Below are 16388 nucleotides of genomic sequence, written 5' to 3'. Positions count from 1 at the left end.
GCCGACCAGGGTTGACCATCCTTGAAAATTTCCATCGCTACTGCAAGGAGCATTGAACACGTGCTGAGCAAAAGGGTCATTCCCTGTCTGGACGTCCGGGACGGTCGGTTGACCAAGGGAGTCAAGTTCAAGGGCAACGTGGACATCGGCGATCCGGTTCGGTCGGCCGAAGTCTATTACGAGCAAGGAGCCGACGAGATCGTCTTCTACGACATCACAGCCTCGGCCGAACGGCGGGGGATCATGATCAAGGTCGTGGAGGAGGTGGCGGCCAGAATATTCATTCCTTTTTCCGTCGGAGGAGGGATTTCGACCGTCGAGGACATGCGGGCCGTGCTTTTGGCTGGAGCGGAAAAAGTCTCGGTCAACTCGGCGGCGGTAAACAACCCGAAAATTATCACACTGGGAGCCGAGGCCTTCGGCTCCCAGTGTGTGGTCGTGGGTATGGACGTCCTCAGGGTGCCCGTCTCAGAGGCTATCCCTTCGGGATACGAGATCGTCGTCCATGGAGGCCGAAAACGTATGGGGCTCGACGCCTTGTGGTGGGCAAAAGAGGTGGAGCGGCTTGGCGCTGGGGAGATCTGTCTGAATTCCATTGACGCCGATGGCACCAAGGACGGTTATGAACTTGAATTGACCAGGATGGTCGTTGACGCCGTGACTATTCCGGTTATCGCCTCGGGCGGGGCTGGGAACCCCGGGCACATGGTCGACGCGGTGACAAGGGGAGGGGCTTCGGCAGCCTTGATCGCATCCATCGTTCACTATGGCCAGTACACGATTCCTGAGATCAAGGATCACATGTTCGGGCAGGGGGTGCCAGTCCGGCGAGTCTGGTAGGGAGTTCTCCGCTCAGGCGTTGTATTCGCCGCTGCGGCCGCCACTCTTGTGAATCAGCCGACAGTCCGAGATGACGATGTCTCGCTGGACGGCCTTGCACATATCATAGATGGTCATGCTGGCTACTTGGGCTGCAACCAGAGCCTCCATCTCGACGCCGGTGGGTGCGGTTGTGACCGCTTCGGCCTCGACGACGATCAGGTGGTTTTTTGGATCAAGTCGAAAGCGGACGTCGACATGGCTGAGGAAAAGCGGGTGGCACATGGGGATGAGGTCGGCCGTTTTTTTGGCGGCCTGGATGCCGGCTATCTGGGCCGTGGTCAGCACGTCGCCCTTGGGCAGGGCCTGATGTTCTAGAAGAGCAAAGGTGTCCGGGTTCAGTCTGACCAGACTTTGGACCACGGCCCGACGTCTGGTCGATTTTTTTCCACCGACATCAACCATGCGGGCCCGGCCGTCGGCATCGATGTGGGTCAGTCCGTCTTCAGTCATCCCTGCATGGCCTTCTTGGCTTTCTTGAAAAATCCCTTGACCTTTTCCATGGGTTTGTCCTTTTCGAGGCGTTCAAACTCTCGTAGGAGTTCCTCCTGCTTTTTGGACAGCCCGGTGGGGGTCACGACCATGACCTCAACCAGAAGGCTCCCTTTCTGTGTGCTGCCGAGATAGGGAAGACCGAGGCCCCCGAGCTGGAAGATCTTGCCGCTCTGGGTCCCAGGCGGGATTTCCATGGAGATTTCGCCGTCCAGGGTGGGAATGTCGATCTTGGCCCCTAGAGCGGCCTGAACGATATTCACGGATACGTTCGTAATAAGATCCTGTCCTTGACGTTTGAAGACCTTGTCTTCCTCGACGTAGAGGACCACGAACAGGTCGCCTGGAGGGCCGCCGTTCTGGCCGGGTTCCCCCTCACCCCTGAGACGGAGCCTGCTGCCGTTGTCGACTCCGGCAGGAATACGGACACTGAGTTCTCTGGTCTTGCGGACCGACCCCTGTCCGCGGCATTCGGTGCATGGGTCGGTTATGACCACTCCACGACCGTGACAAACTGGGCAAGGCATGGCGATGCGCAGGAATGCCTGGGATTGATAGACCTGCCCCTGGCCCTGGCAGTGTTGACAGGTCTGAGGCGGGTGGTCGGGTTCGGCGCCGGTACCGCGGCATCGATCGCAGGTCTCGTTCCGAGGAATGCGGAGCTTGGTCTCCGTGCCCAGGGCGGCTTCGCGAAAGGAGATGGTCAGGTTGTAGCGGAGATCCGCACCGGCCCGTTGCGACGAACGCCCCCCCCGGGAACCGAAGCCGAAAAACTCACTGAAGATGTCTCCGAAGGAGGAGAAGACATCATCGGTCGAACGGAAGCCCTGGAAGCCAGATCCGTTTAGGCCCTCGTGGCCGAACTGGTCGTACATCCGCCGTTTTTGAGGATCCCTGAGGATCTCGTAGGCTTCGGCGGCCTCCTTGAATAAGGCCTCGGCCTCCGGATCGTCAGGGTTTCGGTCGGGATGATATTTGAAGGCCAGCTTCCGATACGCGGCCTTGATCTCTTCCTCGCCGGCATTCCTGTCGACGCCGAGAATGGTGTAGTAGTCCCTCTTGGCCATGACCGGGGCGCTAGGCTTCCTCTTCCTGAGCCGCCGGGACGGAAAGAATCTTTCCGGCGGCAATCTCTCTCAAAGCGGTCACGACTTCCTTGTTATCGCATTGAACAAGGGGCAGATATCCCTCGCGGTATTGTTTGATCCGCTTGATAGCCATCTGGACGATGAGGAATCGGTTGTCCGCCTGCTTTAGGCAATCTTCGACGGTAATTCTGGCCATGGGGTACTCCGGGGGTGATGCAAGGGCTTGGTTCGGCCGGGATGAAAAACTCGGTTGCAGTTCAAGATGAAACAAGGACGCATGACGCGAGCGATCACTTCGATCTCATTCCCTGGGGTTGGATGGGAGCAGGGCTCTCTTTAAAGAAACGAACCGCAAAAATTATCTAACTGATTGCTGTTTGTCAAGAAAAATGTTGATCCCTTTCAGGTCTCGGTCTGTGTGTCTTGAATTTCTTTGATTGCCATAGCGAGATACTTTCTAATTTCATCCGGACTGAGGCCGGGCAGGAAGAGCGCCTCCTTGGGACATGTGGCCTGGCAGAGCCCGCAGCCGTGACATAGTCGAGGGGCGACAAAGACGATATGCTTTCCAGGTCGATCCCGATTTTCAATGATGCTTAACGCTTTTGTCGGGCAGACATCAATACACATGGCGCATCCGTCGCAGCGGTCGCGGCGGATATTGATGACTTGTTGACTTTCCGGGAAAGACCCAGCATTGACCTCGAATTCCATTCGAGCCTCCGAAGCTGAATATAAGCGCGTGACCCTGATTTGACGGAGCACCGTCCTGAAGCACCTCTTTTTTGGTGCAAAATTTTCCGCAGGTCAAACAGTCCGTAATGCGGAGTTATCTATTTGAGCTGGTAATTTTGGCGGTGTTTTTATGGCCCAATGGGGGAAACTGACCTACGCCCAGAAGCGGTGTCTGGGAGAAGCCGGCCGAGTCATGCAGACTACGAACATGATTTGGCCCGGCGCGCGCATCGGCGTGGCGGCATCCGGCGGGATGGACAGCTGGGTTCTCCTTCAGGTCCTGCTCATGCGCCAGCGGATCGTCCCCTTTCCATTCGAGATCATGGTCCTGCACGTCAATCCAGGTTTCGACGAAGGCAACCACGTTCCCCTGGTCGGATGGGCAGAGGCCAGAGGCCTAGCGATACACGCGGCCGTCTCCGCCCATGGCCCCGAGGCCCATGGCCCGGAAAACCGGAAGCGATCCCCATGTTTTTACTGCTCCATGCGAAGACGCAAGTGGTTGTTCGATCGGTGCCGGGAGTACGGCCTGACCCATCTGGCCTTTGGCCACAACGCCGACGATCTGGTCCAGAATTTTTTTCTTAATCTTGTCCGGACTGGGCGGGTTGACGGAATGTCCATCGGGGAGTGGTTTTTTGGCCGGGAACTTCTGGTCATCAGGCCTCTGTTGCTTGTGGAAAAGAGATATATCCGTCCGGCGGCCAAGTCCTGGAATTTGCCGATCTGGAGCAATCCCTGCCCTTCGGCCGCATCGACTGCCCGTAAGGAAATGGTTGAGAGGGTGCAGGATTTGACGCGAGGGGATCGCCGCATGATGAAGAATATCGTCAATGGATTGCGTCGCTGGCAGCTTGACTTGACAGGAGCGCTTTCGTAACAGTCCCTCAATTGATTTCGGCTTCGACCATCGAGCAACCTTCTTTCGGGGACCATCATGCTGTTTCGAAAATACCAGATAGTTTTTTTCAGGGACAACATCGGCCTCTGTCGAAAAATTCAATGCCGAGGATGGTTATTCGCCTTGGGATTTTTGGTATTTCTCGGCGCGGTTGGGACCAATGTTGTCCTCTACCAATATTACACTCGGTACCATGTGGCCGAGAGGGAACTGGCGGACACCATCAAGGCCTCTCAGGCCCAGAAGGAGCAGCTTCTGAGCCTGGCCAGCAAGATACGAACTTTGGAAGGGGACATCAGCCGCATCCAGAATTTTGACGCCAAACTCAGGGTCATGATCGATCTGGACCCGGCTCCTGCCGAGAACCTCAGCGCCGTGGGCGGGGCCAGCAGCAGGGAGTTCGTTGAAAACTATCTGCCGCTCCACAAAAACGAGCTTCTGGCCAAGAAGATGCACGGATTTCTCGAACAGCTCGAGACCGAGGCCCGCCTGGAGGAGGTTCATCAGCAGGAGCTGGCCGAAGCCCTTCGCCAGAAGCGTGATATTTTGTCGGCAACTCCCTCCATCTGGCCCACGGAGGGATGGGTGACCTCACGATTCGGCAAGCGCAAGTCACCGTTCACCGGCCGCTTGGAGTTTCACAAGGGTCTGGATATCAGCGCTCCGAGCGGGACCCCGATTTTCGCCACCGCCAGGGGCAAGGTGGTCCAGGCCGACCGTGACGGCGGTTACGGAAAGACGATCATCATCGACCACGGACACGGCATTCGGACCGTCTATTCTCATCTCAGCAAATTCGCGGTTCAGAAAGGCGTGGAAATCCAGCGCGGAGAGCTGATCGGCTATGTGGGTAACACAGGTAGGAGCACCGGCTCCCACCTCCACTACGAAGTCCGTCTGAATAACATTCCCATCGACCCGGAAAAATATATCCTCAATTGATCCCTTCGGTCTTATGCCGGCGGAATGGTCCATGTCTTGCTAAACTGCGGGCATGGATCTCTTCCAACTCGACACGCTCTCCCTGTTCAGTTTTTTCCTCACCTTGATCAGGATCAGCCTGGTCCTGTTTCTTCTTCCATTTTTTGGAGGGGAAGGGATTCCCAAGTCGGTCAAGGGGGCCCTGTGCCTGGTCTTGACGCTCTCGCTGTGGCCGACCCTTTCCTTTTCGGGGGTTCTCTTGCCGGCAAGCCCCTGGGACCTGCTCCTGTTGATCCTCGGGGAGCTTCTGCTCGGCCTGGTCATGGGCCTCATGGTCCGTTTCATTTTTGCCGCGGTTCAGACCGGGGGCCAGGTAATCGGTTTTCAGATGGGCTTTTCCATGGTCAATGCCGTGGACCCGGACACAGGAGCATCGGAGGGCGTTGCAGCCCATTTCCTGTACATGATCGCCCTGTTGACCTTTCTCAGCCTAAACGGTCATCTGGTCATGCTCAAGGGTCTGGCCGTCAGTTTCAAGCTTGTGCCTCCCGGAGCTCTTCTGGTGACCGAGGGTCTGACCCGGGTGGTCTTTTCTGCCTCGGCCCAGATGTTCGTTCTGGCCATCAAGATGGCCGCTCCGGTCATCGCGGCCATTTTTCTCGTCGATCTAGCCCTGGCCCTGATATCAAGGGCCGCACCGCAGATGAACGTTCTGCTCATAGGGTTTCCCTTGAAGATTGGGGTCGGGTTCTTGTTTCTCGGACTTCTGTTCACACTGCTGGCTCAGAATATGGAGGCCTTCGTCTCCCGCATGCTGCCCATGTTCAACCAGCTCATGCGGGCCGGGATGTAGGAGAAAGCGATGGCCCAGCAGGATCCGAGTCGCACCGAAACGGCAACGCAAAAACGACGCAATAAGGCCAGGAACGAAGGAAATGTCCCCAAGAGCCAGGAGATCAGCAAGCCGATCATTCTTTTGGGAGGTCTCATCGCCCTCAGAATTTGCCTGGGATACATCTGGGCCCAGATGGAGGGGCTATTCCGCCTGTTCACCGGGCCGGCTTTAAACATGTCCTTTGATCCGGCCACGGTCTACGATCTCTTTGTCCACTGCATCATCGTTTTCGCCAAGATGGTCCTGCCGGTTTTATTGATCGTGGCAACGTGCGCATTCGTGGTCATGCGGCTTCAAGTCGGCAACGTATGGGCCAGCAAGGTTCTCAAGCCAAAACTCAGACTCAATATTTTGGCCGGGATCAAGCGCTTGATTCTGGATCCCAAGGCCATTGTCCGGTTGTTCAGGAGCCTCGGACAGGCTTCTGCCGTGGGATTTGCCACATTTTTGGTCCTCAAGGCCGAATTCTTCAAGGTCACCCCTCTCTTTTTCGCCGATGTGAGCGGCATTGCAGCCTACATCCTGGCTGCCGGGTTCACCATGACCCAGTATGCACTGGTTCCGATGCTTATCATAGGCATTGCCGACCTCGTCTACACCCGTTGGGACTATGAAGAGAACCTGAAGATGACCAAGGACGAGGTCAAGGACGAACGCAAGCAGGCCGAGGGTGATCCGAAAATCAAAAATCAACAGAAGCGAAAGATGATGGCCGTCATGCAGCAGCGGATGCTGGCCAAGGTTCCCGAGGCCGACGTGGTCATCACCAACCCGACCCATTTCGCGGTGGCTCTGAAGTACAACCCCATGCAGGCTCCGGCCCCCATCGTTCTTGCCAAGGGCGTGAACCATATGGCCGAGAAGATCAAAGCCATTGCCAGGGAAAACAGGGTACCCATTCGGGAGAACAAGCCATTGGCACGGGCATTGTATTCTTCAGTACAAGTGGGGGACGTCATCCCCGAAGAAATGTACCAAGCGGTGGCCGCCATTCTGGCTCAGGTGTTCAAGGCCAGGCCGGGACGGCCTCATTGACGGGCGGCAAATGAGACTTTGAAGGGCCTGGTTCGAGTCGTCACAGAGAGTCGAGACCAGGGCGTAGCGGCGGGACGGAACACGACCTAACAGAGAACCGGGGCGTCAAAATTATGGCAACAGCCTTCAAATCGGCCATTATGAACGTGGACTATTCCAAGTTCGCCAAGCAGGGGGACATCCTGCTGGCGGGAGGGGTAGTTCTCATCCTGTTCATGATGCTCGTTCCGTTGCCCACGATTTTCCTTGACGTCATGTTGGCCTTCAGCATTTCCTTCGCCTTGGTGGTGCTCATTACGACCATGTTCATGGGTTCACCCCTCGAGTTTTCCATTTTTCCTTCGGTTCTGCTCATCACCACCCTGCTCAGGCTGTCGCTCAACGTAGCATCGACCCGGCTCATCCTGCTTCACGGGGATAAAGGGCCTCAGGCGGCGGGCAAGGTCATTGAGGCCTTCGGCATGTTTGTGGTCGGAGGAAATTACGTCATCGGCGTGGTCATCTTTTTCATCCTCTTCGCCCTAAACAAGATGGTCATCACCCGCGGTACGACTAGGATTGCCGAGGTGGCAGCCAGATTTACCCTGGACGCCCTGCCGGGGAAGCAGATGGCCATCGAGGCCGATTTGAACGCTGGATTGATCGACGAGGAACAGGCGCTTCGGCAGAGGGAATTGATCCGCAAGGAAGCCGACTTCTACGGGGCCATGGACGGTGCCGGCAAGTTCGTCGAGGGCGACGTCAAGGCCGGTCTGCTCATCACGGTCATCAACATCGTCGGCGGATTGTTTATCGGCGTGCTCCAGAAGGACATGGCCTGGGCCGATGCGGCCAAGACCTACACCCTGCTGACTATCGGCGACGGTTTGGTTGCGACGATTCCGTCGTTGATCATCTCCACTTCGGCCGGCATCATAGTCAGCCGGGCAGCAGCCGAGGCCAAGATGGGCGAGGAATTCATCGGCCAGCTGACCTTTCATCCTCGGGCATTGAGGCTGGTCTCCGGGGTACTGCTTCTCTTCGCCATCGTTCCTGGCATGCCGACCATGTCCTTTCTGCTCCTTTCGGGGGTCATGTTCGCAGTCTCCTGTGTGGCCTCTCGTCAGAGGGCACTGGCCGAGGGCCAGGATGCTCAGGGCAAGCCCAAGGTCAAGAAGCCCGCCCTTGACACGCCGGAGGAAGTCCAGTCACTTCTCCCGCTTGACATCATGGAATTGGAGGTCGGGTACGGCCTCATCCCCATGGTCGATGAGGAGCAGGACGGGAATCTCTTGTCCAGGATCCGCTCAATCAGGAGGCAGTTTGCCCTGGATATGGGGGTTATCATTCCGTCAATGCACCTTCGCGACAACCTGCAGCTCAAGCCTGGAGAGTACGCCGTGCTCATCAAGGGGAACCGCGTCTCTACGGCCGAGATTATGATCGATCACCTCCTGGCCATGGATCCGGGCGACGCCAAGCATCGAATCAAGGGGGTCGAGACACTGGAGCCGGCCTTCAATCTTCCTGCGGTCTGGATTCCGGAAGTGAAGAAGGAAGAGGCAATGATGGCCGGGTATACTGTGGTTGATCCCTCGACGGTCATCGCTACCCATCTGACCGAGGTCTTTAAGCGCAATCTGCACGAGTTCCTGGGCCGTCAAGAGGTTCAGAGCCTGCTGGACAACTTGTCCCAAAGGGCTCCGAAGGCCGTGGAGGACCTGGTGCCCAATATCCTAACCTTGGGACAAGTCCAGAAGGTCCTTCAGAATTTGGTTCGAGAGGGCGTGTCCATCAGGGATATGCTGACCATCGTCGAGGCGCTCGCCGACTTCGGCCAATCGGTGAAGGACGCCGACCAGTTGACGGAATTCGTCCGTCAGCGCATGGGTCGGACCATCGTCAAGCCTTATCTCGGGGAGAATGGCTCGTCACTGGCCATCGTGACCATGGACGCCGAAATGGAGCAGATTCTACAAGACAGTTTGCGCAAGACCGATCAGGGGGCCTATCTGGCCATGGAGCCATCCCTGGCCCAGAAGATCATCAAGGCCATCGACAAGTCGACCCAGAAGGCCCTGGTGGCTGATGGCCAGCCCGTGCTTTTGACAACTCCCATGGTTCGGCCCCATCTGGCCCAGCTTTTGGCCAGGTTTCTCCCAAATCTTCCGGTCATCTCCCAGGCCGAAATTCCGGCGGACGTTCGACTTGAATCCGTGTCAAGAGTGCAGTTGAAGAATGCAGGTTAAAACCTTCACAGGCAAAAGCCTCAAACAGGTTATGACCCAGGTCAAGCGGGAGCTTGGCGATGAGGCCGTCATTCTCGGGACACAGGGACCGGGCGATGGAAAGATTGGGTACGAGGTCATGGCCGCGATCGAGAATTTCGAAGCATCTGCTTCAAATGATTCGGAGCGGAAAAGAGGGCCAGGGAACGATTTTGACAACATGCGTGAGGAATGGTCCCTGCTCAGGGAATCGCTTCTGGCCGTGATCCAGCCTCAGGTCGACCTCGGCCGGTTGGGGCCCCGTCAGAAGGTGGCCGTGAGATATCTGGAGAAGGAGGGCGTTGCCGTCGATTTCATTCTGAACCTTTGGTCGAGGCTCAAGGACGATCCCAACATGTCCGTTCTCAAAGCCTTGCGGGCCATGGTCGATTTCAAACCCTGGCGCGTGGAACGATGGCCGGATCGTGTCCATGTGTTTGTCGGCCCCCACGGGGTGGGCAAGACGAGTACCGTCCTCAAACTCGCTCTGGCTTTGCGCAGGAGGCATCCGGATCTGAAGCTGGCGGTGCTCAACTCGGACGGAAGCCACGGCCGGACCAGGAGCTATTTGCGTCACTATTCAGAATTGTCAGGGCTCGCCTGTCGGGAAACGGGGCCCGAGGACGGAATTGATACAGCCCTGGCCGAGCTTGAAGACTGCGACCTGGTCTTGGTGGACACTCCGGGGTTGGGTTCCGGTCAGTCCATGGTCCGAAGGAGTTCGAGTCCGGGTTGGTCTGCTCTGGGACGGGCCAAAGTGCATCTGGTCCTCAATCCCCTGTTTTCTCCGCGACAGTACGAGGCCTTCCTCGAACGCTACTCCTGTCCGTCATTGTCGAGTTGCGTGTGGACGAAACTTGACGAGGCCTGCTCTTTCGGGGACATGCTCAACGTGGGTTGGAAATCAGGGTTGCCGTTTTCCATCTTTTCGGTCGGCAGCGGCCTCAAGGACACATTGTTTCCTGCCCTGGACCAGGATTTCTGGCAACTTCTTCTCAAGCATATCATGCCCCCGGCTAACGGCGGGCATCAATGACGGACCGGATTCGACCCGGATTTCAAGGAACCGCCATGCAGAACTGTCCGCTCGTCTTTTCGGTGACCTCCGGCAAGGGAGGGGTCGGCAAAACGAACATCTCTGTGAATTTGGCCTGCGCCCTTCACAAGATGGGGAAACGTTGTCTGATTCTGGACGCCGATCTCGGCCTGGCCAACGTGGACGTCATTCTCGGAATCACCCCGGAGCGGAACCTCTTCCATCTTTTTCATGAGGGGGCCAAGCTGCAGGACATCCTGGTCAAGACCGAGTATGGATTTTCCATTCTTCCTGCCGCCTCCGGAGTGAGCGAGATGTTGGCGTTGACGACCGGCCAGAAGTTGGAACTTCTCGAGGCCGTGGATGTCCTCGACAGGGACATTGATTTTCTGATTGTCGACACCGGGGCTGGAATCAACGACAATGTGCTCTACTTCAACCTTGCGGTGCAGGAACGTCTGGTGGTACTCACGCCCGAGCCCACATCGCTCACGGACGCATACGCCCTGGTTAAGGTCATGAACGCCAAGCACGGCGTGGATCGATTCCGGATCTTGGTCAACATGGTCGCTGACGAGAACGAGGCCAAACAGGTCTACACGAGGCTTTACAAAGCCTGCGATCATTTTTTGAGCGGCATTTCGCTTGATTTCGTCGGCCATGTTCCGCTCGACCAACATGTCCGGAGGGCGGTGGCCAGCCAGGTCCCCTTTGTGGCCAAATTCCCAGACTGTTCCGCAGCCAAAGCCCTGGGCGAGGCATCGAACCGCATAGCCCACTGGAACGTCACCAATCGTCTCGATGGCAACATCACCTTTTTCTGGAAACAGATCCTTTTCAACACCTGAACCGTGGGATGTCCTGGAGAAGGAAGGTCGGCCGTTCTCGGCGCTGGACTTCAAGACGCAGGAAGACATCGTCCGAAGCTATGGCAAGAGAATTCGAAAGATGGCCTTTCGTCTCAAGGCCAGAGTGCCGGCGCATGTCGATGTTCACGATTTTATTAGCGCCGGTTCTTTGGGGCTCATGGAGGCTTTGGCCAAGTTCGATCCGGCCATGGGAGTCTGTTTCCAAGTCTATGCCGACGGCCGAATCCGGGGGGCAATGCTTGATGAGATGCGGCGAATGGACTGGTTTTCCAAGGGGATGCGCCGGCGGCTGAAAACCATTGAGCAATGCATTCGCGACCTTGAGCAGGATCTAGGTCGTTTTCCGGCAACCGACGAAATCGCAGCCAGGGCTGAATTGACCCTCGAGGACGTTGAGCAGGGCCTGGTCGCTTTGGACAGCCAGGTTTTTTTGAGTCTGGACTTGATCGAGGAGGTTTCGTCAACGGCCGGATCTGGCCTTTCCGGATCGGAGCCGTACCGTGAGGCCGTGTTCCGGGAGCTTGTTGACAAACTCGCCCAACTTATTGATGACTTGACCGAGAGGGAGAGGCTGGTTCTATCCCTGTACTATGCCGAAGAATTGACCATGCGAGAAGTGGCCGAAGTCATGGAGATTACCGAGGGGAGGGTTTCCCAGCTCCATTCCCAGGCGCTGCGGAAGCTTCGAGTTAGGATGGATGGAATGGGCTGGGAATGAAACGATCATGAAGCGTCCGGCCGAAATGGTCCGGGAGGGTAAAGATGGCGACAAACACGAACATGCGCGTCCTTGTGGTCGACGATTTCTCGACCATGCGGCGGATTATCAAAAATATCCTTCGTCAGCTCGGGTTCAACAATATTATCGAGGCCGACGACGGAACCACGGCATGGGACATCTTGAACAAGGACCAGATAGATTTCGTCATTTCGGATTGGAATATGCCCAAGATGACGGGCATAGAGTTGCTTCGAAAGGTCAGGGCCAGCGAGGAGTTTGCCGATATGCCTTTTCTGATGGTTACGGCCGAGGCCCAGCAGGAGAATATCATCGAGGCCGTCCAGGCCAAGGTTTCCAACTATATTGTCAAGCCATTCACGGCCGAGACCCTGGGTCAGAAAATCGACAAAATTTTCGCCTAGTTTTCTTTGCGGGTCAAGAGGCTTCTGTTGAGTCTCTTCGACCCGGGCATCAGCCCGCGACATCGGGTCAACGTGCTGCAATCCATCTCAGGTTCTGGGCACCATCACGTCTTTGGAACGGGGTTTGCTTCTCTTCTGGCCGGAGACCGCCGCCATCGGCGGGTATGAGACATGGCTAACGACCCAATCGACCTGAATTCCGACCAAGGCCAAGGTTCTGCCGACAAGAAGGCCGAGCTGGATACCTCCAAATTTGGCGGAAACGTTCCGAAGTCGTTGCAGAAAGTCGAGCTTGACCTCGACGATGCCTTGTTCCTCGAAGACGAGCCGGAGTCGCAACCCAAGCCGTCGTCGGCCTCCGAAGCGGAAACTCAACCGTCCGTCAAGCAGACCCCGGACGATGGCGAAACCAAGGACGAAACCCAACAGCCTTGGTGGAAAAGGAGAATCGTGCTCCTTGCCGTAGGGGGAGGGGTACTTTTGCTTCTGGTCGTGGCTGTGATGTCCATGTGGTTTCTTTTGAGCATGGATTCGCCTCAGCCGACTCCGGAATTTAAATCCGTGGATTCTCAAAATCAGACGGAAGTAGCCCCAGAGCCTGAGATCGTTTCCTTCGATCCCTTCTGGGTCGAGTATTCGACCAACGGAACCTACGAGTTCCTGACCTTTTCTTTTTCGGTGCCGCTGGTGTCCGAGCACAACCTTCTGGGTTGGGAAATCACGCACAAGAAGATGGTTCTGCGGGATGCGGTCTACTATTATTTGCGGAATAAGGATTTGGTTTTTCTCCGCAACGCCGAGAACGCTGATAATCTCAAAAAGGATCTTCTGGCGGTTATGAACCAGTATCTGGGCAACGGCCAGCTAGAGGAACTGCTCATTGAGGAGTACGTTGTCAGATGACGGTTAATTCCGTGGAACTCCCTCTGGTCATCGTCCAGACTCCGGAAGTCCAGAAGTTGCACGACATGGTCCGGAACAGTCCCGAGGCTCAGCAGTCCATGGCTGAGCATCTTATGCGCGAGCAGCAGAAGCGGGATCGGAGTAGCGTGTCCAAGCCGGAAAAGACTGACAAAAGCGTTCAGGCCCAGGTCGATGATCGCCGCGAAGGCGCTTCAGGTCAGGGCCTCGGGCATGATCGGAAACGACGGTCCGAGGCCGAGACCGATGACAGTGAGCGACAGGGTCTTTTGGACGTTGTCGTTTGAACGGTCCATGCACTTCATGAAAATGAGATGAACGGATATCTTGAGTGGGCCATCGTGGCCGCCAGTATCGGTGAGGTGTTTCTGCTCATCTTGATCGTTGCGTTTTACCGTCGGCTTGGCGCCTATCGGTCGCTGATCACCGAGCTTCAGACCAAGCAGCAGACCTTCGTTGAACGACTGGAGAAATCATCCCTCCTTGAGCGGCAAATGATGGCTACTTTCGAGGATCGCCAGCAAGAGCTTTCGAGCCTGGACATCCGCCTGACCGAAAGGGCCAGGGAACTGAAAGGGCTTTTGGAAATGGCTCAGGGTTTTTCCCGCTCTCCGGCCTTTCTTCGTCAGACCATTCTGGCCGGCCACAAAAGGGGGCGCTCTCTTCAGGAATTGGCTCGGGCGACAGGTTTGAGCAGGGAAGAGGTCGAACTGATTCTTGATCAGAGCCAGAATCGTTGACCTTTGTGACGTTTGCCAATGTCCACCGCAAATCGACAGGATCGTGTTGACAGAGACGTCTTCAGAATTTACGAGATATGAAACTGTCGGCAAGGGGGTTGTGACCATGGATATGACTATTCAAGCGCAGGCGGCAACGGATTTGGCGTCCGACAAGCAGGTTTTCGGTGCACAGGTGGTTTCCAAGACCTTGGATGTTTTGAATTCACCAGGGGGTTCGGGAAGCGCAAAATCAGGCATGGAACAGACCTACGACTTTAGCCAGGACGTTCTAGGGGCTTATATGACCGGCAAGGGGACCATCGCCGACATGTTGGTCTGATCTCTTTTTTCCTTCATCTCTCCTCCATCCCGTGACGCGTGCCGGAAAGGATCTTTGATCCCCCCGGCACGCTCGTTTTTTTGGTCGCTTTGATTGGAAATTTCTATGGCTCTTGTAGTTCTGAAGAGAGAGAATCAATTTCACCTGGGACTGAATGTGGCGTAATGCCCAGGACGAACCGTCCACATTCAACGAATAAGGGGGTCCTCGGTGAAAGGAAATTGGTTCGCCTCGCGTTGGGGCATCATTGCGGTGGGAGTGGCCATCGGCGTGCTGGCTCCGCTCCTCCAGAAGCTTGGCAATCCCGGGAACATGGGCATCTGCGTGGCCTGTTTCGAACGGGACATCTCGGGGGCCATGGGCCTGCATCGGGCGGACGTTGTCCAGTACATGCGGCCAGAGATCATCGGCTTCGTCCTTGGGGCCCTGGGCGCGGCCCTGGCCTTTGGCGAATATCGGTCCCGGTCCGGTTCCTCGCCCATCGTCCGTTTCTTTCTTGGGGTGTTCGCCATGATCGGGGCCCTGGTCTTTCTGGGCTGCCCATGGCGGGCACTGCTTCGTCTGTCCGGTGGCGATCTGAACGCCATCCCGGGCCTAATCGGGCTCGTGGTCGGCATCTGGATCGGAACCCTGTTCTTGAAAAAGGGCTATGATCTCGGCAGGAGTCGGGAGACCCACAAAACGGTCGGTCTGGTCATGCCCTTGTTCATGCTGGGTCTTCTGGCCTTGCTCCTCATCTATCCCCAGATCGCGAACGAGCCCAAGAGCGGCATCTTGTTCTACAGCGTCAAGGGCCCCGGCGCGGCCCATGCCCCGCTGTTCATTTCTCTGATCATCGGCCTGGGAGTTGGTTTCCTGGCCCAGCGGAGCCGATTCTGCACCATGGGGGCCTTTCGGGATTTCGTCCTGTTCCGGCAGATGCACCTATTGTCCGGCGTTCTGGCCCTGGTTGTCGTGGCCTGGGTGACAAACATGATTTTCGGCCAGTTCAATGTCGGATTCGAGAACCAGCCCGTGGCCCATACCCAGGCGACATGGAACTTCGCCGGTATGGTCCTGGCCGGTCTGGCCTTTGCCCTGGCCGGTGGATGCCCCGGCAGGCAGCTCTTTCTTTCGGGGGAGGGCGACGGCGACGCGGCCGTGTTCGTCATGGGGATGATCGTCGGCGCTGCATTCTCCCACAATTTTGGTCTGGCCAGTTCTCCGGCCGGCATCGGCCCCCACGGTGTGGCCGCCGTCATCGTCGGCCTGGTGTTTTGTCTTTTTGTCGGCGCGACCATGCGCCGCAGTTCATAGGAGGTCGTCATGTCCGAAGTCGTCGATGCCAGGGGGCTTTCATGTCCTCAACCGGTGCTCATGGCCCTGGATGCCGTTAAACTGGCCGTGCAGGGCCGAATGGAAGTCTTGGTCGACACCGAGGCCTCCAGGGAAAACGTGTCCCGGGCCGTGCAGGCCAAGGGGTGGAGAGTGGATGTCCGGGAGGAAGGCGAGGGATTCAGACTTGTCCTGGAAAAATAGGGTGTCCAGGGGGCTTGGCTCCCTGGTTCGTTCCCTGCGTCCCGGGTCCGACCGGCGGACCGATGCCGACCGGGCCCGGGGCATTCTTGTGTTCGAGCATACAAGCCTGGTTATCAGGGCCGAATCGGCCTTGAAAGGGGCGGACATGGATGTTCAGGTCAAAGGTCCGCCTCCGCAAATCAGGACGGGCTGCGACCTGGTGATCGAATTTCCCCTGGTGGAGGAACTCCGGGTTCTGCGCATTCTCGAGGGAATCGGCTTGGAGCCGCTGGAAATTGCGGCCGTGGGGCAGGGTCTGCTGCAGCCGGTTGACATCTACCATGTCAAAAATCTCGGGAATTATGTCATGGTCCGGGCGGCCAACATGAAGATAACGGTCGACCGGGCCAGCCGCCAGATCGTGAACGTGTCCGGAGGAGGATGTCCGGACGTGCCATATCTGGCCAGGATCATGGTCGGCCGCAGCCTGGATGACTGCCCAAGTCCACGGGAGTTTGGCCATACATTGTGCGGCTACGCACTGCATCTGGCCTTTGAGGAGGCTCAGCGAATATGCTGATGGTCGTCGGGACGGTTCCGGATGAGACGTTTCCGATGGTCCGGGGTTTGGTGTCGCTCAAGAATGGCAATATCCTCGTGGACGGCCA

21 protein-coding genes are annotated in these 16388 nt (G+C 57.0%); 17 read left to right on the top strand and 4 right to left on the bottom strand.

The annotated features are described in order from the left end of the window. Window positions 1–60: 60 nt before the first annotated feature. A complete protein-coding gene (gene hisF, locus EOM25_07850) occupies window positions 61–840 on the top strand; it encodes an imidazole glycerol phosphate synthase subunit HisF (protein NCC25099.1) in 780 nt (259 codons plus the stop codon). A 12-nt stretch (window positions 841–852) separates the two neighbouring features. Here the strand turns inward: hisF and moaC are convergent, their stop codons facing one another. From moaC to EOM25_07830, 4 genes are all read right to left on the bottom strand, one after another. Next, entirely contained in the window at window positions 853–1332 is a 480-nt protein-coding gene (gene moaC / locus EOM25_07845; GenBank protein ID NCC25098.1) for a cyclic pyranopterin monophosphate synthase MoaC, read from the bottom strand. Next, the gene (gene dnaJ / locus EOM25_07840) at window positions 1329–2438 is read right to left on the bottom strand and encodes a molecular chaperone DnaJ (GenBank protein NCC25097.1); all 1110 of its coding nucleotides are present in this window, start codon (window positions 2436–2438) and stop codon (window positions 1329–1331) included. Before dnaJ ends, moaC begins: the two co-directional genes overlap by 4 nt. A gap of 10 nt (window positions 2439–2448) precedes the next feature. Then, on the bottom strand, window positions 2449–2655 hold the full coding sequence (locus tag EOM25_07835; protein ID NCC25096.1) for a DNA-directed RNA polymerase subunit omega: 207 nt from the start codon (window positions 2653–2655) through the stop codon (window positions 2449–2451). Window positions 2656–2861: 206 nt separating this feature from the next. After that, on the bottom strand, window positions 2862–3173 hold the full coding sequence (locus EOM25_07830; GenBank protein NCC25095.1) for a 4Fe-4S dicluster domain-containing protein: 312 nt from the start codon (window positions 3171–3173) through the stop codon (window positions 2862–2864). 151 nt (window positions 3174–3324) lie between these two features. Here EOM25_07830 and EOM25_07825 point away from each other — a divergent pair, with 151 nt between their 5' ends. From EOM25_07825 to EOM25_07750, 16 genes are all read left to right on the top strand, one after another. Then, window positions 3325–4074, top strand: a complete 750-nt coding sequence (locus EOM25_07825; GenBank protein NCC25094.1) for a tRNA 2-thiocytidine biosynthesis protein TtcA — start codon at window positions 3325–3327, stop codon at window positions 4072–4074. A gap of 57 nt (window positions 4075–4131) precedes the next feature. Continuing rightward, window positions 4132–5037 (top strand): peptidase M24, encoded by a 906-nt coding sequence (locus EOM25_07820; GenBank protein NCC25093.1) that lies wholly within the window; start codon window positions 4132–4134, stop codon window positions 5035–5037. Between the two features lie 52 nt (window positions 5038–5089). Further along, a complete protein-coding gene (gene fliR / locus EOM25_07815; protein ID NCC25092.1) occupies window positions 5090–5869 on the top strand; it encodes a flagellar biosynthetic protein FliR in 780 nt (259 codons plus the stop codon). Between the two features lie 9 nt (window positions 5870–5878). After that, entirely contained in the window at window positions 5879–6946 is a 1068-nt protein-coding gene (gene flhB / locus EOM25_07810; GenBank protein ID NCC25091.1) for a flagellar biosynthesis protein FlhB, read from the top strand. Window positions 6947–7059: 113 nt separating this feature from the next. Next, complete coding sequence (gene flhA / locus EOM25_07805) at window positions 7060–9174, top strand: flagellar biosynthesis protein FlhA (protein NCC25090.1); 2115 nt, start codon at window positions 7060–7062, stop codon at window positions 9172–9174. Next, the gene (locus EOM25_07800; protein ID NCC25089.1) at window positions 9164–10228 is read left to right on the top strand and encodes a flagellar biosynthesis protein FlhF; all 1065 of its coding nucleotides are present in this window, start codon (window positions 9164–9166) and stop codon (window positions 10226–10228) included. Before flhA ends, EOM25_07800 begins: the two co-directional genes overlap by 11 nt. A 35-nt stretch (window positions 10229–10263) precedes the next feature. Then, window positions 10264–11076, top strand: coding sequence for a flagellar synthesis regulator FleN (locus EOM25_07795; protein ID NCC25088.1), 813 nt, complete (start codon window positions 10264–10266; stop codon window positions 11074–11076). Beyond that, window positions 11030–11815 carry a FliA/WhiG family RNA polymerase sigma factor gene (locus tag EOM25_07790; protein ID NCC25087.1) on the top strand — a complete coding sequence of 262 codons (786 nt, stop codon included), beginning with the start codon at window positions 11030–11032 and terminating at the stop codon, window positions 11813–11815. The genes EOM25_07795 and EOM25_07790 overlap by 47 nt, the downstream gene beginning before the upstream one ends. A gap of 44 nt (window positions 11816–11859) precedes the next feature. After that, a complete protein-coding gene (locus EOM25_07785; protein ID NCC25086.1) occupies window positions 11860–12240 on the top strand; it encodes a response regulator in 381 nt (126 codons plus the stop codon). Window positions 12241–12411: 171 nt separating this feature from the next. Then, window positions 12412–13143 (top strand): flagellar basal body-associated FliL family protein, encoded by a 732-nt coding sequence (locus tag EOM25_07780; protein ID NCC25085.1) that lies wholly within the window; start codon window positions 12412–12414, stop codon window positions 13141–13143. Then, a complete protein-coding gene (locus EOM25_07775; GenBank protein ID NCC25084.1) occupies window positions 13140–13448 on the top strand; it encodes a hypothetical protein in 309 nt (102 codons plus the stop codon). The genes EOM25_07780 and EOM25_07775 overlap by 4 nt, the downstream gene beginning before the upstream one ends. A gap of 27 nt (window positions 13449–13475) precedes the next feature. Next, window positions 13476–13901, top strand: a complete 426-nt coding sequence (locus EOM25_07770; GenBank protein NCC25083.1) for a hypothetical protein — start codon at window positions 13476–13478, stop codon at window positions 13899–13901. Between the two features lie 106 nt (window positions 13902–14007). Next, complete coding sequence (locus EOM25_07765) at window positions 14008–14223, top strand: hypothetical protein (protein ID NCC25082.1); 216 nt, start codon at window positions 14008–14010, stop codon at window positions 14221–14223. 210 nt (window positions 14224–14433) lie between these two features. Further along, window positions 14434–15519 (top strand): YedE-related selenium metabolism membrane protein, encoded by a 1086-nt coding sequence (locus EOM25_07760; GenBank protein ID NCC25081.1) that lies wholly within the window; start codon window positions 14434–14436, stop codon window positions 15517–15519. A gap of 9 nt (window positions 15520–15528) precedes the next feature. Further along, the gene (locus tag EOM25_07755; GenBank protein ID NCC25080.1) at window positions 15529–15741 is read left to right on the top strand and encodes a preprotein translocase subunit TatB; all 213 of its coding nucleotides are present in this window, start codon (window positions 15529–15531) and stop codon (window positions 15739–15741) included. Beyond that, complete coding sequence (locus EOM25_07750) at window positions 15695–16300, top strand: DUF3343 domain-containing protein (protein NCC25079.1); 606 nt, start codon at window positions 15695–15697, stop codon at window positions 16298–16300. Before EOM25_07755 ends, EOM25_07750 begins: the two co-directional genes overlap by 47 nt. The last annotated feature ends 88 nt before the right edge of the window (window positions 16301–16388 follow it).

The sequence above is a fragment of the Deltaproteobacteria bacterium genome, from assembly GCA_009929795.1.
Lineage (GTDB): Bacteria > Desulfobacterota > Desulfovibrionia > Desulfovibrionales > Desulfomicrobiaceae > RZZR01.
The sequence above is the reverse complement of the archived record's forward strand: the minus strand, read 5'-3'. Positions and strand labels throughout refer to the sequence as shown.

Excerpts from the sequence above, each read along its gene's own strand:
- moaC (NCC25098.1), bottom strand. The coding sequence starts at position 1,332 with ATGACTGAAGACGGACTGACCCACATCGATGCCGACGGCCGGGCCCGC.
- dnaJ (NCC25097.1), bottom strand. The coding sequence starts at position 2,438 with ATGGCCAAGAGGGACTACTACACCATTCTCGGCGTCGACAGGAATGCC.
- EOM25_07835 (NCC25096.1), bottom strand. The coding sequence starts at position 2,655 with ATGGCCAGAATTACCGTCGAAGATTGCCTAAAGCAGGCGGACAACCGA.
- EOM25_07830 (NCC25095.1), bottom strand. The coding sequence starts at position 3,173 with ATGGAATTCGAGGTCAATGCTGGGTCTTTCCCGGAAAGTCAACAAGTC.
- EOM25_07825 (NCC25094.1), top strand. The coding sequence starts at position 3,325 with ATGGCCCAATGGGGGAAACTGACCTACGCCCAGAAGCGGTGTCTGGGA.
- EOM25_07820 (NCC25093.1), top strand. The coding sequence starts at position 4,132 with ATGCTGTTTCGAAAATACCAGATAGTTTTTTTCAGGGACAACATCGGC.
- fliR (NCC25092.1), top strand. The coding sequence starts at position 5,090 with ATGGATCTCTTCCAACTCGACACGCTCTCCCTGTTCAGTTTTTTCCTC.
- flhB (NCC25091.1), top strand. The coding sequence starts at position 5,879 with ATGGCCCAGCAGGATCCGAGTCGCACCGAAACGGCAACGCAAAAACGA.
- flhA (NCC25090.1), top strand. The coding sequence starts at position 7,060 with ATGGCAACAGCCTTCAAATCGGCCATTATGAACGTGGACTATTCCAAG.
- EOM25_07800 (NCC25089.1), top strand. The coding sequence starts at position 9,164 with ATGCAGGTTAAAACCTTCACAGGCAAAAGCCTCAAACAGGTTATGACC.
- EOM25_07795 (NCC25088.1), top strand. The coding sequence starts at position 10,264 with ATGCAGAACTGTCCGCTCGTCTTTTCGGTGACCTCCGGCAAGGGAGGG.
- EOM25_07790 (NCC25087.1), top strand. The coding sequence starts at position 11,030 with ATGGCAACATCACCTTTTTCTGGAAACAGATCCTTTTCAACACCTGAA.
- EOM25_07785 (NCC25086.1), top strand. The coding sequence starts at position 11,860 with ATGGCGACAAACACGAACATGCGCGTCCTTGTGGTCGACGATTTCTCG.
- EOM25_07780 (NCC25085.1), top strand. The coding sequence starts at position 12,412 with ATGGCTAACGACCCAATCGACCTGAATTCCGACCAAGGCCAAGGTTCT.
- EOM25_07775 (NCC25084.1), top strand. The coding sequence starts at position 13,140 with ATGACGGTTAATTCCGTGGAACTCCCTCTGGTCATCGTCCAGACTCCG.
- EOM25_07770 (NCC25083.1), top strand. The coding sequence starts at position 13,476 with ATGAACGGATATCTTGAGTGGGCCATCGTGGCCGCCAGTATCGGTGAG.
- EOM25_07765 (NCC25082.1), top strand. The coding sequence starts at position 14,008 with ATGGATATGACTATTCAAGCGCAGGCGGCAACGGATTTGGCGTCCGAC.
- EOM25_07755 (NCC25080.1), top strand. The coding sequence starts at position 15,529 with ATGTCCGAAGTCGTCGATGCCAGGGGGCTTTCATGTCCTCAACCGGTG.
- EOM25_07750 (NCC25079.1), top strand. The coding sequence starts at position 15,695 with ATGTCCGGGAGGAAGGCGAGGGATTCAGACTTGTCCTGGAAAAATAGG.